Source organism: Actinophytocola sp., from assembly GCF_049647105.1.
Lineage (GTDB): Bacteria > Actinomycetota > Actinomycetes > Mycobacteriales > Pseudonocardiaceae > Actinophytocola.
Genome location: NZ_JBARWZ010000147.1, coordinates 68,222 through 81,912, shown reverse-complemented (window position 1 = coordinate 81,912; position 13,691 = coordinate 68,222). Strand labels below are relative to the sequence as shown.

The window sequence follows — 13,691 nt, the reverse complement described above, 5'->3', positions numbered from 1 at the left end:
CCCCGACGACCGGGCAGGCGAGATCCGCGTCGAACAGCGGGCAGGCAACGGTGAGTGGACCGGCTACACGGCACCGGTGGTGCTGGACCAGGACGGCAGCCACGCACTGGAGTTCCGCGCGATCGACGCCGCGGGCAACGTCTCCGCCGCGGTCCCGGCGACCGCGATGGTGGACAGGACCGTGCCCGCCGTCTCGGTGACGGGAGTCGAGGCGGGTCGCGCGTACGACGTGGGCACGGCACTGTCGCTCGGTGCCACCGCGGCCGACCCGGCCTCCGGTGTCGCGTCGGTGGTGGTGGAGCTGGACGGCGAACGGGTCCAGACCCCGCTTTCGGTTGCCCCGACAGCAGGTGCGCACGAACTGCGGGTCGTGGCCACCGACGAGGCGGGCAACGCCGAGGAGGTCAGGGTGCCGTTCGCCGTGGCGGTCACGTGGGACACCGCGGCCGACCTGCTCGTCAGTTACCGGGCGGAGGGAAGGCTGGGGCTCGCGAGCTACCTCCAGCTCTACGTCCACCTCGCGACCGCGGCGCACCTGTCCAGGGCCGGGCTGAACCGGCCGGCCATGGCCGCGCTCGACCGCTTCACCACGGTGGCGAACACGGTCGCGACCGCGGAGGTCCGCGCGCAGCTCGTCGCGATCGCGACGGCGCTGCGGGCGCCGCTGACCGGGTAACCGGACGGGGGCCGGTGCCGGCCCGCCCCCACCCCGGTGCTGGAGCCCGTCAAGTACTCCAGCACCGGGGCCCTTCCGCCGGAGAACATCCACGCAACCCCCATCGTGGAAGCACGTCTTCCATGGCAGCCGAACGGAGACACCTTCGGCTGAAGCCCGAATCCGGGGGGTTCAATCCAATGCGCAAACGTTTCTTTGGCGTGCTCGCGGCCGGTCTGATCGGCCTGACCATGGCGGGTCCGGTCGGCCAGGCCGCCGCGGCGCAGCCGCAGCCCGCCGCGGCAGGCCTGGCCTACACCGCGGTCGACCCGGTACGCGTCCTCGACACCCGCAGAGGCATGCCCGTCTCGGCGAGCGGGAGCGTCAACTTCGACCTCAGCGGGCACGTGCCGCCAGGCGCGTCGGCGGTGGCACTGAACATCACCGCCATCTCGCCGACCGCGCCGACCTTCGTCACCGCCCACGACAGATGGACGCCGAGACCGGGGGTGTCAAGTCTCAACCTGCGGCCGCTGGAGATCAGATCGAACGAGGCCACGGTGACCGTCAACCCGGCCCGGCCGTGGGTGACGCTGTACAACCACAACGGGTACGTCAACCTGGTGGCGGACCTGGTCGGCTACTACTCGGCGGACGGCGAGATGTTCTTCAACGCCTTGGCGTCCCCTCGGCGGCTGTTCGACACCAGGCCAGACCCCACGCGCATCCCGGGCGGTGGCATCATCATCGCGCCGCTGGACGACGTCGCACCCGGCGTTGTGCCAGAGGGGGCGAGCGCCGTGGTGCTCAACGTGACCGCTCACCAGCCGACGCGGGACACGTTCCTGTCCGTGGGTGGCGGCGGCTACGTGGGCCCGGCGACGTCGACGGTGAACGTCGAGATGGGTGAGGTCACCGCGAACAAGGCGATCGTGGCGCTGCCGCCGGGCGATCGGAAGATCACCGTGCGGAACAACGCGGGCATGGTGGACGCGTTCGTCGACATCCTCGGCTACTACGCCGCCGACGGCGAGGCGTACCACCCGGTCGCCCCGGTCCGCGCGTTCGACTCCCGCCCCACGGCAACCCTGCCGCACCGCGGTTTCCAGCGCATCCCGCTGGCCCACGTGGTCCCTGCCGCGGCGACGACGGTGTCGTTCAACCTCACCGGTATCGACTACTACTCAGGCGGCACGTACCTGACCGCGTTCGAGGCAGGGACGCCCCGCCCTGGCATCTCACAGCTCAACCTGAACACGATGCAGACAGCCTCGAACCAGACGGTCGTCCCGCTGGGGGTCTCCCGTGCGGTCGACCTGTACAACCACCTGAACTACCCGGACGCGATCATCGACCTGTTCGGCTACTTCGCGCCGCGGTCGTAGGTCACCGGGTCGTTCTCTCCGCCGGGGTCGGTGCGCACGCACCGGCCCCGGTTCGCTTATTCACCATCGGGGTCAGCGCCAGCGGGCCTGGTCGGTGTACTCCCGGGCCAGTGCCACGTCGTCCGCGAGGCGGATCGCGGTCGTCGCGGCGGTGATCACGCCGTTGATCGCGGGTTCCGGGCGGCCGTCCACGGCGTGGCCGAAGCTCGCACGCAACTGTGCGAGCACGGCCGCCACCGGGCCTTCCGGTGCGGCGCTCGCGGCCGCCGTGAGTTGGTCGTGGATGGGGGCCAGGTCGGCGAACAACCTGGCCAGCGCCTCGTTGACGTCAGCGAGGTCGTGCCGGCCGAGTAACAGCCTTCGCTGCGCGGCCTGCACCGCCTGTCGCAACACCGGCGTCGGGTCGTGGCGCTGGGTAACACGTTTTGCTGTATTAGCCACGGAAAGTGAGGCTACGCCTGAGTTGCAATTTGCAGAAGGCATCTACCTCTGTGTCACTCGGTCGGGTGGTGTACCCGCGGTCCGCTCTACTCCTGGTGGCTACGCGGCTCCCCAGCCTCGCCTGGTCGCAGTAACAGGGGTGCCCTTCAGTGCATTGGGGTCCGGGCCCGGCCGTGGGCGTCGTGCGGGAGGTCGGCGTAGTGCCACTGGTGGTCGCGGGTCAGCCTGCAGGCCGCCGACAGGTCACCGGATTCCAGTACTGCCAGCAACTCCGCGTGTTCCTCCGCGACCTCGCCGAGCGCGGGTTCGACCGCCAGCAGGGTGACCGCCGTGCGGGCCTCGATCTGCAGGGCCTCCCACGCGCCCTTGAGTAGCTCGTTGCCCGCGGCGTCGATGACGTGCCGGTGGAACGACACGCTCGCCGTGCCGACCGCCTGCACGTCGCCGCGTGCCGCGGCCTCCCGCATGGCGGTGACGTCCGCGTGCAGTGCCTCGAAGGGCACGGTGCCCGCGGGCAACGCGAGGCGCGTCGCGGCTTCCTCCAGTGCCGCGCGTACGACGTAGCTCTCCCGCAGCGTCTGCTGGATGAAGTGCCGCACGAACGAGCCACGGCGCGGCTTCGTCTCGACCATGCCGATCGCCTCGAGCTCGCGCAGTGCCTCGCGGACCGGGGCCTGGCTCGTGCCGTAGTCCTCCGCGATCCGGGTCTCCACCAGGCGTTCGCCCGGTACCAGCTCGCCCGACACGATGCGGCGCACGAGTGCGTCGCGGATCTGCCTGCTCAGTGTCAGCCGGGGCAGCGGCTTCGTGTCGGCCATGTGGTCCTCGGGGTCTTGACGGTCCTCGACGGGTAACCGTACCGTCTGAACCAGATTATCAATTATCGATAATCGCCTCGATGGGGAGGGTTTGTGCTGGCGAAGGTACATCTGCCGTCCTCGGCGGCCGAGGCCGCCGGGTTGCTCGGCGGCGGGGGCAGGCTGCTCGGCGGCGGCACACTCGTCATGCCCCGCGTCAACACCGGTGCCATGGACGTGGACACGCTGATCTCGCTGCGTGGTGCCGGGCTCGACGGCCTCCGGGTCTCGGGCGGCGCGGCCGAGATCGGTGCCGCCGTCACGCTCGCCCGCCTCGGGACGCACGACGAGCTCCGCTTCCTCTCGCCGGTGGTCCGCTCCATCGCCTCACCACCCGTGCGCAACCTCGCCACCGTCGGCGGCAACCTCTTCGCCGCGCAACCGCACGGGGATCTCACCGTGGCGCTGCTCGCGCTCGGCGCGCGGCTCGACGTGCTCAGCACCGGCGGGTCCCGCACGATCGACGTCGGCGACACCGTCGGGGACAACGAGGTGGTCACCACCATCCACTTCGGACTACCGCACACCTGGCGGTACCGGAAAGCCATGCGGCGCAGGCACAACTCGGCATCGATCGTGACCGTCGCGGCCGCACTGGTCGTCGGCGACGGGGTCGTCGAACAGGCCACGATCGCGCTCGGCGGGGTCGCGCGGGCGCCGGTCAGGGCCCGCGCCGCCGAACGGGCACTCATCGGCCGCCCGCTCGACCGGGCCGCGGCGGAGGCGGCCGCCGAGGCGGCACACGAAGGCACCGCGCCGTTCGACGACGCCTACGCCTCCGCCTGGTACCGCGCCCGCGTCCTGCCCGTCCACGTCCGCCGCGCCCTGTTGGGGGAAGACTGATGGCCTCCCGGATCGTCACCCTCCGCGTCAACGACCGCGAGGAGGAGTTTCTCGCGCGCCCCGGCACCACGCTGCTCGGCGCCCTGCGTGACACCCTCGGCCTCACCGCGGCGAAACGCGGCTGCGCGCAGGGCGCGTGCGGGTCGTGCACGGTGCTCGTCGACGACCGGCCGGTCCCGTCCTGCCTGCTGCCCGTCGAGACCGTCGACGGCGCCGCCGTGCGCACCCTCGAAGGCGTCGCCCCCACCGGCGATCTCGACGAGGTCCAGTCCGCGTTCCTGGAGGACTTCGCCACACAGTGCGGTTTCTGCACCTCCGGCATGATCATGACCGCCGAGGCGCTGCTCGCCGGGAACCCCGACCCGACCCGCGCGGAGGTGGTCGAGGCGATCAGCGGCAACGTCTGCCGCTGCACCGGCTACGAACCGATCGTGAACGCGATCCTGGACGCGGCGGGCCGGCGCCGCGCGGCGGGGAGGCCGGCATGAGCTACCGCCGCAGCCCCGTCGACACCGGCTACTTCGCACCGGAACACGACGGCGACGATTTCACCGTCATCGGGTCGGTCGTCACCCGCTCCGACGCGCTCGGCCACGTCACCGGGCGCACGGAGTTCTTCGAGGACGTCCGCCCGACCGGCCTGCTGCATCTCAAGATGCACAGGTCCGCCCGACACCACGCCCGGCTCGCCTGCGTCGACGCCTCCATCGCGCTCGCGGTGCCGGGCGTGGTGTCGGTCCTCACCGGCGCCGACATCCCGAACAACCTCTACACGCCGCTGAAGCTCATCGGCGTCACCCCGGACGACGAGCCGATCCTCGCCGTGGACAAGGTCCGCTACCTCGGTGAGCCGATCGTCGCGGTCGTCGCCGAGACCGAGGCCGCCGCGCTCGCAGGCGCCGCCGCCGTGCGGGTCGACTATGTGGACCTGCCCCCGGTGTTCGACGTCGAGGAGGCGCTCAAGGAGGACGCGCCGATCGTCAATGAGTACCACGGCAGGAACCACTTCACCTACGAGGGCCACCACTGCAGGCGCGTGCGTCTCGGTGACGTGGAACAGGGTTTCGCCGAGGCGGACCACGTCTTCGAGTGGCGCTACCAGTCCTCGCCGATCGAGCAGGCACCGGTGGAGACCACCGGCTGCACCGTCGTGCCGCAGCCCGACGGCAGGCTGCGGATCCACTCCGACACGCAGGCGTGCTTCTTCACCCTCGACAACACCGCGCTGATCCTCGAAGCCGACTTCAACAAGCTCCGCATCGTGGGTGGCACGGTCGGCGGCGGGTTCGGTGGCAAGGTCGACGTCGTGGTCGAGCCGGTCGCCTGCGTGGCCGCGATGAAGACCGGCCGCCCGGTGAAGTTCGTCTACGGCCGCCACGAGGAGATGCAGGTGTCCTCGCCCCGCGCGGCGGAACGCATCTACCTCAAGGACGGCGTGATGAGCGACGGGCGGATCGTCGCGCGCCAGGTCACCGCCTACATCGACGCGGGTGCCTACTCGCGCCACACCCCGTACGGCACCACGAAAGCGGCCGCGCACTTCCCCGGCCCGTACACGATCCCGAACGTACGGATCGACTGCCACTGCGTGTACACCAACCGCACCCCGTCGAGCGCGATGCGCGGGTTCGGCGTCACCATCGGCGACTTCGCGCTGGAGTCCCAGATGGACCGGATCGCCCGCGCGCTGGACCTGGATCCCTTGCAGCTGCGGATGAAGAACGCCTACCGGGACGGGGACATGAAGGCGCACCGCAAGGTCGCCGACGGCACCGCGCTCATCGAGGTGATGCAGAAGGCCGCCGAGCTGGTGGGTCACGAGCTGCCGGACGAGTACCGCCGCATGTCGTCCCTGGAGGCGCGATGACCAGGCTGCGTGGCCGAGGGTACGCGGCGGTCAACTACCCGACCGGCATGAACCTCGGCGGCGACCCGTCGCAGGCGCTGATCCACGCCACCACCACCGGCACGTTCGTGATCTCACTGTCCTCCGTGGATCTCGGGCAGGGCCTGAAGACCGTCGTCGCGCAGTGTGCCGCGGAGACCCTGGGCCTGCCGTTCGAGAACGTCCTCGTCGACACCGCCGACACCGACACCGGTCCGCACTGCATGGGCACGTTCGCGAGCCGGGGCACCCACCGCATCGGCAACGCCGTGATCATGGCCGCGACCGAGGCCCGCGCGATCATGCTGGACGTGGCGGCCGAGGAGCTGGAGGTCGACGCGGCCGACCTGGAGACCGACGGCACCGGCTACATCCAGGTCAAGGGTGCGGAGTCCAAACGCATCCACATCACCGACCTCGCGCTGGCCGCGCACTTCACGCACGGCCGCACGATCTCCGGCCGTGGCGTGTTCATGAAGGAGAAGAGCGAGGTCGTGCCCGAGACCGGTGAGATGGACCCGGACTCGTGCCAGGCACACGCGTGCACGGTCGCCGAGGTCGAGGTGGACGACGAGACCGGGGTCGTCGAGGTGCTGGCGATGTACAGCGTGTACGAGATCGGCCGCGCGCTGAACCCGGCCATGGCCACGCAGCAGGTGGAGGGTGGCGCGTGGATGGGCATGTCCCACGCGTTGTTCGAGGCGACCGAGCCGTACTACCCGGTGCGCGACCACGGCCCAGCCGACTTCAGCGAGTACCTGATGCCCGCCGCCGGCGACATCCCCGAGCAGACCAGTGTCCTCTTGGAACGCCCGGCCCCGACCGGACCGTTCGGCGCCAAGGGCATCGGCGAGATGACCGCCAACGCGCCGATCCCCGCCATCGCCAACGCGATCTTCGACGCGTGCGGCGTGCGCCTCGAACACATGCCGTTCACCCCAGAACGCGTCCTGCGTGGTCTGGACGCGTTGCGTGCCGATGGATGAGGCGACGCTCGCGCGGCGGTTGCGCGAGGAGCGGTACTTCGCCGACGACGGTCTCCTGACGGCCGTCTACCTGGCACTGACCCTCGGGCGGCCGCTGCTGCTCGAAGGTGAGCCGGGCGTCGGCAAGACCGAGATCGCGGCCGTGCTCTCCCGCGTGCTGGACCGCGAACTGGTGCGGCTCCAGTGCTACGAGGGGCTCGACGCCGGGCAGGCACTGTACGAGTGGAACTATCCCCGGCAGCTGCTTGCCTTGCGGGGCGGCGAGATCGGTGACGTGTACGCGGAGGAGTTCCTGCTTGCCCGGCCGCTGCTGCGGTCACTGCGGAGCTCCTCGGTGCTGCTCGTCGACGAGGTCGACCGCGCGGACAGCGAGTTCGAGGCGTTCCTGCTGGAGTTCCTTGCCGACTTCCGGATCACGATCCCCGAGCTGGGCTCGGTCGAGGCCGTGGTGCCGCCGGTCGTCGTGCTGACCTCCAACCGCACCCGCGAGCTGCACGACGCGCTCAAGCGGCGCTGCCTGTACCACTGGATCCCGTTCCCCGACCCGGCCCGCGAGCGGGCGATCGTACGTGCCCACGTCCCGGCCATCGAGGACGACGCGGCCGGGTCGCTGGTGCGTGCGGTGTCGGGTGTCCGACGCCTCGACCTGCTGAAGCGGCCCGGGATCGCGGAGTCCGTCGAGTGGGCGCGCGGTGCGGTGACCCTCCTCGGGGACGGCGACCCGTGGCCGGTGGCGCTGCGCAGGGCGCTCGGGCTGCTGGTGAAGGACGAGGCGGACGTCGCGGCCGTCCACGAGCACTTCGACGAGCTGATCGCGCCGTGAACGAGCTTGCGGCATCGCACGCTCGCGACCACGTGCGTGGCTTCCTGCGGGAGCTGCGCGAACAGGGCCTGGCCGTGCCCGTGCCCAAGCAGCGCGACTTCCTGCACGCGCTCACCGTGGTGCCGCCGCGCGATCCAGGTCATCTGTACTGGATCGCACACGCCACCCTGACCGGCTCGGTCGCCGACACCGAGGTGTTCGACCCGGTGTTCGCACGCTGGTTCGGCACCGGCGCCGCGACGGTCCCGGCGGTCGAGGCACCCGGCGAGGAGGACCGCGGCGGCGGTGCGGACGACGGCCCGCCACCCGACGAGGTCACCCGCGAGGGTGACGGCACGACGGCGAGCTGGTCCAGTGCGGACCGGCAGGCACGGGTCGCCGACGACGACCTGGCCAGGGTGGTGAGGCTGCTGCCCCCGGCCGTGCCGACGATCCGGTCGCGCCGCCGCAGGCCCGCCCGCCGCGGCGACCGCCTCGACGTGCGACGCGTGCACCGCGAGGCGTGGCGCACCGGCGGCGAGGTCGTGCGGCTGCGGTGGCGCACACACCCGAGACGCCAGCGGCCCGTGCTGGTGCTGATCGACGTGTCCGGGTCGATGAAGCGGTATAGCGCCGCGTACCTGCGGTTCGCGCACGCGGTCGTGGCCACGTGCGACCGCGCCGAGGTGTTCACGTTCGGTACCCGGCTCACCCACGTCACCCCCGCGCTGCGTGCCAGGGACGCGGGCGCCGCGCTGGCCGACCTGGTGCGCGACGCGGACGGCGGCACCCGCATCGGCCCGTCGCTGCAGGCGTTCCTCGCCAACCCGAGGCATCTGCGGATGGCACGCGGTGCGCTGGTGCTCGTTGCCTCCGACGGCCTGGAACGCGGCGACTGCGTGCCGTTCACGCGGGCGGTCCGGCGGCTCGCGCTGCTCGGTCACCGGCTCGTGTGGTGGTCGCCGCTGGCCAGCGACCCGGCGTACCGGCCGCTGACCAGGGGCATGGCCGCGGTCGCCGGGGACATCGACGTGCTCGCGGGGGTCGACGACCTCGCGTCGGCGTGCGAACAGCTTCTCAAGGGAGAGAACGCATGGAGATAGTCGACGCGCACCACCACGTGTGGCGCACCAGGGACATGCCGTGGCTGTCCGGGCCGATGGTGCCGCGGATCTTCGGCCCGTACGAGCCGATCAAGCGCGACTACCTGGTCGACGAGTACATCGCCGACGCCACCTCGGGCGGCATCACGCAGTCGGTGTACGTGCAGGCCAACTGGCCGCTCGACCGGGTGCTCGCCGAGGTGCGGTGGCTCGCCGAGCTGAACGAGCGGACCGGCTGGCCGACCGCGGTGGTCGGCAGCGCGGACCTGTTCAGCCCCGACGCCGTCGACGTGCTGAAGCAGCAGTCGACGCTGCCGGTCGTGCGGGGCACCCGGCTGCAGCTGCACTGGCACGAGCGGGAGGAGTTCCGGTTCGCGTCCGCGCCGAACCGCATGAACGACCCGGTCCTGCGCAGGAACATCGCGTCGCTGGAGGAACTGGGCTGGGTGTTCGAGCTGCAGGTGTTCCCCGGGCAGATGGCCGACGCGGCGGAGCTGGTGGCGGCCGTCCCGGACGTGACGTTCGTGCTCGTGCACGCGGGCATGCTGACCGATCTGGCACCCGCGACCGTGCGAGAGTGGCGCGACGGCATGGCGCGGCTCGCGCAGCTGCCGAACGTGGTGGTGAAGCTGACCGGGCAGGGCACCTTCGTCCACCGCGTCGATCGCGAGTTCATCGCGTTCGTCGCGGCCGAGACGCTCGGCTGGTTCGGCCCGGACCGCGCCATGTTCGGCACCAACTTCCCCGTCGAGAAGCTGTGGACGTCGATGCCGCCGCTCGTCGCCGCGTGGCGCGACGCGGTGGCCCACCTACCCGAGGCCGGCCAGGCCGCGATCCTCGCCGGGACCGCCCGGCGGGTTTACGCACTGTAGAAGGAGAACCCCGTGGCACTGTTTTTGCTGACGTACGGCTACCACGAGACCGACCTGCGCGCCCAGCGCCGCGACGACCACGTCGCGTACCTGAACACACTCCGTGATGGTGGTTCGCTCGTGGCGGCGGGCCCGTACGAGGACGGCTCTGGCGGCGCGATCCTGCTCGACGCGGAAGACCATGCGGCGGCGGAGAACCTCGTCGCGGGCGACCCGTTCACGCAACTGGACGTGACGAAGGACCGCTACCTGCGTGCGTGGAAGGTGACCGTGGGCGGCGTCACCGGCTGATCGCGCCTTCACTCGCTCCGGGTTCGCACGGCGGTCGGCCGGCAACCCCCGGCGCTGTCCCGGAAATCGAGCCAATCGCCATGCCGGACTTCGCCGCGCCTCGCGCGGCGCGGCGGACGAAGCCCGCCGCGCGGGCCGGGCACGCAGCGCCCGGCACCCGCGAAGCGGGCGTGACCAGGCCACACCCACCGCGCGACCACCCAACATGACCACCAGCGGAACAGGCTGAGCGTTAAGAAGGGCTCCGCTCCGTTGCCCCCGCGCTGCGCTGCCGGGCGCTGCCGCGCTTCGCGCTGCCGGGCGCTGCCGCGCTTCGCGCTGCCGGGCGCTGCTTTTTCCCGAACCGCCAACTCGCGGGTCCTGAACCGTGGACTCGCGGGTTCTGAACCGTGGACTCGCGGGTTCTGAACGGTGGACTCGCGGGTTCTGAACGGTGGACTCGCGGGTTCTGGACGGTGGACTCGCGGGGTTAGCTTGCGGTTCGCGCTGCGGGTTAGTCCTCGTCTTGGACGACGTGGATTGCGGCTTCTTCCGCTGAGGCCGCCGCGCCGTTGATGCCCACGTCCCTGGCGTACAGGTAGGCGTCGGTGTCGCCGTCGGTGCGGGTGTCGGTGCCCTCGTCGTCGGCCACGAGGCGGCCTGACCTGCTCACGCCGACCTCGTCGTCGTACGGTTCGCCGTCGGTGTCCGTGGTGTCGCCGATGCCGTCGGTGTCGTCGCCCTCGGTCTCCGGCAGCTCGCGGGACAGGCGGGTGTCGAGGGCCTCGTGCTCGGTGGTGAAGTCCGACGGCCGCTCGGCGGGGGAGTAACCCTCGTCGAGCACGTCGGGCACGCCACGGTCGATGAGGGTGTCCTCCGGTTCCAGCAGGTTGGATTCGCTGTCGATGTCGTCTCGCACCTCGTCCTCCTCGTGGTCAGCCCAGCTGACTGTCTACGTAGCACCAGCGCCATGTCTCGCCCGGCTCGAAGCTGCGCATCACCGGGTGCCGGGTGTCGTAGAAGTGCCGGGCGGAGTGCTTGCGCGGGGATGAGTCACAGCACGCAACATTGCCGCATTTGAGGCACATCCGCAGATGCACCCACGTGGTGCCCTCCTCGACGCAGGCCGCGCAGCTGTCGGTCGCGCTTGGCCGCACGTCCTTCCACGGGTGGTCGAGGTGCTTGCACGACCCGGCCGTCGCCACCGGGGTGTGCAGCTCACGGTCGGTGTCGGACTGATCGTCCTCGCGGTCGAGCATCGACTCCTCGATGTCGAGCCGCTCCAGGATCCTGCGCAGCACCACATCGTCGGCTTGACCGCTGTCGCGGGCCTTCAGGGCCTGCTCGCGTTCCGTGACCAGCAGCTCGGTGCGCAGCCTGCGGTAGGCGTCGCTGGGGGTCTCGGCGAGCGTGCTCTGCCTGCCGAGCTGCTCCCACGCGGCGTCGGTGCGGTCCCGCAGCCGGGCCCGCAGCCGGTCGATGACCTCCGGCGAGTCCTCCGGCGTGCTGATCTCCGCCAGCCGTTCGAGCGCGACCTTGCCCATGTCGTTGAGCACCGCCGCCTCCTGCAGCGCGTCCTCGGCCGGGTCGGGTGGCGGCAGCCGCAGCCAGCGGACCAGGGCGGGCAGCGTCGTGCCCTGGATGACGAGCGTGCCTGCCACCACGACGAACGCGGCGAGCACCAGCACCGCCCGTTCCGGGGTGTCGGCGGGCAGGATGAACGCGGCGGCCAGGGTCACCACGCCACGCATGCCCGCCCACGCGAGCACCGCGGAGTACGTCCATGGCCACACGTGCCCGCGCGTGCCGGTGAGCTTCCTCCTGACCCGTTTCATCGTGCCGATGCCGAGCATCCACAGCACGCGGGTGAGGATGGTCGCGCCGAGCACGGCGGCGCAGATGCCCGCGATCGCGACGCCGGACAGGTCGCTGTCGGCGACCTCCTCGCCGATCTGCCGCAGCTGCAGGCCGATCAGCAGGAACACCATGTTCTCCAGCAGGAACTGGATGGTCTGCCAGTTGTGCCTGCTCGCGAGGCGGGCCTGCCCGGACAGGATGGTCGGCGACTTGTGGCCGATGATGATCCCGCTCGCCACCACCGCGAGCACCCCCGACCCGTGCACGACCTCGGCCAGCAGGTAGGCGACGAACGGCACCACGAACGACAGCGCGGTGTCGGTCACCAGGTCATCGAGGCGGTTGCGCACGTACGAGGCCGCGAGCCCGACCACCACGCCGGCGACCCCGCCGCCGACCGCGGCGAGCACGAAGTCGAGGCCGACCTGCCACAACGTCACCGACCCGGCGATGGCGGCGATGGCCGTGCGCAGCGCGACCAGTGCCGCGGCGTCGTTGAACAGGCTCTCGCCCTCCAGCAGCCGGACCAGCTTGCGCGGCATGCCGACCCGCCGCGCGACCGCGCTCGCCGCCACCGCGTCCGGCGGTGCGACGACCGCGCCGAGCGCGATGCCCGCTGCCAGCGGCAGCCCCGGCACCACGGCCCACGCGACCAGCCCAACCCCGAACGCGGTGAACACCACGAGCCCCACCGACAGCAGCACGATCGGGCCGCGCATCTTGCGGTAGTCCAGCAGCGAGGTCTGGATGGCGGCCGAGTACAGGAGCGGTGGCAGCAGGCCGACCAGCACGAACTCGGCGGACAGGTGGTATTCCGGGACGCCTGGTATGTAGGACGCGACCACGCCCACCCCGATCAGGCACAGGGGTGCCGACCAGTCCAGCCTGCGCGCGACCGCCGTGACGACGAGTACCGCCACGACCAGCGCCACTATCTCCGCCGCGATGTGCACATGACCATCATCCGCCGTCCGGCGCACTACCGCGAAGTCCCCGCATGGCGCCGCCATGCGGGGACTTCGCGGTAGGACAGTGGGACGGTCAGGCGCTGTAGCCCTTCGGCGGGATGAGCGTCGCCAGCTGGTTGAACGTGAGCCAGTAGATCTGGTTGCCGCTGAACGAGGCCGGGTCGGCGATCAGCACGGTCATGTTGGCGTCGTTGTAGCCGATGACCGTGAAGTAGTGGTAGATCGTCTGGCCGGGCGGGTAGCCGGGCGGCTGGTTGCCGGGCGGTGCGACGATGTTGGCCACGATCGCGTAGCCGTTGTCGATGTCCAGCACGATGTCGCGCCACAGCAGGTCGCGTTGCGCCTGCGTTGGCGGGTCGTTGGGCATCTCCTTCGTCTCGTACCAGCCGACGTAGCCGCCAAGGACGTTCGTGACCTGGCCGATGTGGTCGGTGCCGCCGGTGTGGGTGCCCAGCTCGGCGGCGAGGTCGCCCTGGCTGCGGTACACACCGCGGGCCGAGAGCGCGATTCTGGTGGCGGCCGGGCCGCACCAGTAGCCGGTCTCCTGGACCTGGTAGTCCACCTGCAGCACGTGCTCGCCGGCGACATGGACGTCGGCCGGCCGTGCGTCCGGTGGGGCGGCGGCCGCGAGTGGCGCGGCGAACATGGTGGTCGCGGCGGCCGCGACGGCCACCACGCTGACGGTGATCCTGCGCATGGGATCTCCTTCGACAGGCAGGGTCAGTCGATTTGTGAAGCTTCAACCAACTGTCTGGGATTTCCGTTAC

15 protein-coding genes are annotated in these 13,691 nt (G+C 71.0%); 10 read left to right on the top strand and 5 right to left on the bottom strand.

The window, feature by feature from the left end; translation table 11 throughout:
- Positions 1–676, top strand: a 676-nt coding sequence (locus tag WBA97_RS18145; protein WP_424232024.1) for an OmpL47-type beta-barrel domain-containing protein, incomplete at its 5' end; no start/stop codon positions are given.
- Between the two features lie 179 nt (positions 677–855).
- Positions 856–2,040: a hypothetical protein gene (locus WBA97_RS18140; protein ID WP_424232023.1), complete on the top strand. Its 1,185-nt coding sequence runs from the start codon at positions 856–858 to the stop codon at positions 2,038–2,040.
- Positions 2,041–2,112: 72 nt separating this feature from the next.
- On the opposite strand, the gene WBA97_RS18135 is transcribed toward WBA97_RS18140, so the two are convergent.
- The gene (locus WBA97_RS18135) at positions 2,113–2,481 is read right to left on the bottom strand and encodes a hypothetical protein (RefSeq protein ID WP_424232022.1); all 369 of its coding nucleotides are present in this window, start codon (positions 2,479–2,481) and stop codon (positions 2,113–2,115) included.
- A gap of 146 nt (positions 2,482–2,627) precedes the next feature.
- Entirely contained in the window at positions 2,628–3,299 is a 672-nt protein-coding gene (locus tag WBA97_RS18130) for a GntR family transcriptional regulator (protein ID WP_424232021.1), read from the bottom strand.
- A gap of 93 nt (positions 3,300–3,392) precedes the next feature.
- Between WBA97_RS18130 and WBA97_RS18125 the strand changes: the two genes are divergently transcribed.
- The 8 genes from WBA97_RS18125 to WBA97_RS18090 are packed head-to-tail and all read left to right on the top strand — an operon-like array spanning position 3,393 to position 10,120.
- Positions 3,393–4,181: an FAD binding domain-containing protein gene (locus WBA97_RS18125; protein ID WP_424232020.1), complete on the top strand. Its 789-nt coding sequence runs from the start codon at positions 3,393–3,395 to the stop codon at positions 4,179–4,181.
- Positions 4,181–4,669 (top strand): (2Fe-2S)-binding protein, encoded by a 489-nt coding sequence (locus WBA97_RS18120; RefSeq protein ID WP_424232019.1) that lies wholly within the window; start codon positions 4,181–4,183, stop codon positions 4,667–4,669. Before WBA97_RS18125 ends, WBA97_RS18120 begins: the two co-directional genes overlap by 1 nt.
- Positions 4,666–6,048: a xanthine dehydrogenase family protein molybdopterin-binding subunit gene (locus tag WBA97_RS18115; protein ID WP_424232018.1), complete on the top strand. Its 1,383-nt coding sequence runs from the start codon at positions 4,666–4,668 to the stop codon at positions 6,046–6,048. Before WBA97_RS18120 ends, WBA97_RS18115 begins: the two co-directional genes overlap by 4 nt.
- The gene (locus tag WBA97_RS18110; protein WP_424232017.1) at positions 6,045–7,052 is read left to right on the top strand and encodes a xanthine dehydrogenase family protein molybdopterin-binding subunit; all 1,008 of its coding nucleotides are present in this window, start codon (positions 6,045–6,047) and stop codon (positions 7,050–7,052) included. The genes WBA97_RS18115 and WBA97_RS18110 overlap by 4 nt, the downstream gene beginning before the upstream one ends.
- Positions 7,045–7,875, top strand: coding sequence for an AAA family ATPase (locus tag WBA97_RS18105; protein WP_424232025.1), 831 nt, complete (start codon positions 7,045–7,047; stop codon positions 7,873–7,875). Before WBA97_RS18110 ends, WBA97_RS18105 begins: the two co-directional genes overlap by 8 nt.
- On the top strand, positions 7,872–8,957 hold the full coding sequence (locus WBA97_RS18100; protein WP_424232016.1) for a vWA domain-containing protein: 1,086 nt from the start codon (positions 7,872–7,874) through the stop codon (positions 8,955–8,957). The genes WBA97_RS18105 and WBA97_RS18100 overlap by 4 nt, the downstream gene beginning before the upstream one ends.
- Positions 8,948–9,829, top strand: a complete 882-nt coding sequence (locus WBA97_RS18095) for an amidohydrolase family protein (protein WP_424232015.1) — start codon at positions 8,948–8,950, stop codon at positions 9,827–9,829. The genes WBA97_RS18100 and WBA97_RS18095 overlap by 10 nt, the downstream gene beginning before the upstream one ends.
- Positions 9,830–9,841: 12 nt before the next feature.
- The gene (locus WBA97_RS18090; RefSeq protein ID WP_424232014.1) at positions 9,842–10,120 is read left to right on the top strand and encodes a YciI family protein; all 279 of its coding nucleotides are present in this window, start codon (positions 9,842–9,844) and stop codon (positions 10,118–10,120) included.
- A 493-nt stretch (positions 10,121–10,613) separates the two neighbouring features.
- On the opposite strand, the gene WBA97_RS18085 is transcribed toward WBA97_RS18090, so the two are convergent.
- The 3 genes from WBA97_RS18085 to WBA97_RS18075 all read right to left on the bottom strand — a co-directional run bounded on the left by WBA97_RS18085 (position 10,614) and on the right by WBA97_RS18075 (position 13,621).
- Complete coding sequence (locus tag WBA97_RS18085) at positions 10,614–11,018, bottom strand: DUF5709 domain-containing protein (protein ID WP_424232013.1); 405 nt, start codon at positions 11,016–11,018, stop codon at positions 10,614–10,616.
- A gap of 16 nt (positions 11,019–11,034) precedes the next feature.
- The gene (locus tag WBA97_RS18080) at positions 11,035–12,909 is read right to left on the bottom strand and encodes a Na+/H+ antiporter (RefSeq protein WP_424232012.1); all 1,875 of its coding nucleotides are present in this window, start codon (positions 12,907–12,909) and stop codon (positions 11,035–11,037) included.
- Between the two features lie 88 nt (positions 12,910–12,997).
- Positions 12,998–13,621, bottom strand: a complete 624-nt coding sequence (locus tag WBA97_RS18075; RefSeq protein ID WP_424232011.1) for a C39 family peptidase — start codon at positions 13,619–13,621, stop codon at positions 12,998–13,000.
- Between the last annotated feature and the right edge of the window lie 70 nt (positions 13,622–13,691).

Coding starts and splice junctions, on each gene's coding strand:
- WBA97_RS18140 (WP_424232023.1), top strand. CDS start 856: ATGCGCAAACGTTTCTTTGGCGTGCTCGCGGCCGGTCTGATCGGCCTG.
- WBA97_RS18130 (WP_424232021.1), bottom strand. CDS start 3,299: ATGGCCGACACGAAGCCGCTGCCCCGGCTGACACTGAGCAGGCAGATC.
- WBA97_RS18120 (WP_424232019.1), top strand. CDS start 4,181: ATGGCCTCCCGGATCGTCACCCTCCGCGTCAACGACCGCGAGGAGGAG.
- WBA97_RS18115 (WP_424232018.1), top strand. CDS start 4,666: ATGAGCTACCGCCGCAGCCCCGTCGACACCGGCTACTTCGCACCGGAA.
- WBA97_RS18110 (WP_424232017.1), top strand. CDS start 6,045: ATGACCAGGCTGCGTGGCCGAGGGTACGCGGCGGTCAACTACCCGACC.
- WBA97_RS18105 (WP_424232025.1), top strand. CDS start 7,045: ATGGATGAGGCGACGCTCGCGCGGCGGTTGCGCGAGGAGCGGTACTTC.
- WBA97_RS18095 (WP_424232015.1), top strand. CDS start 8,948: ATGGAGATAGTCGACGCGCACCACCACGTGTGGCGCACCAGGGACATG.
- WBA97_RS18075 (WP_424232011.1), bottom strand. CDS start 13,621: ATGCGCAGGATCACCGTCAGCGTGGTGGCCGTCGCGGCCGCCGCGACC.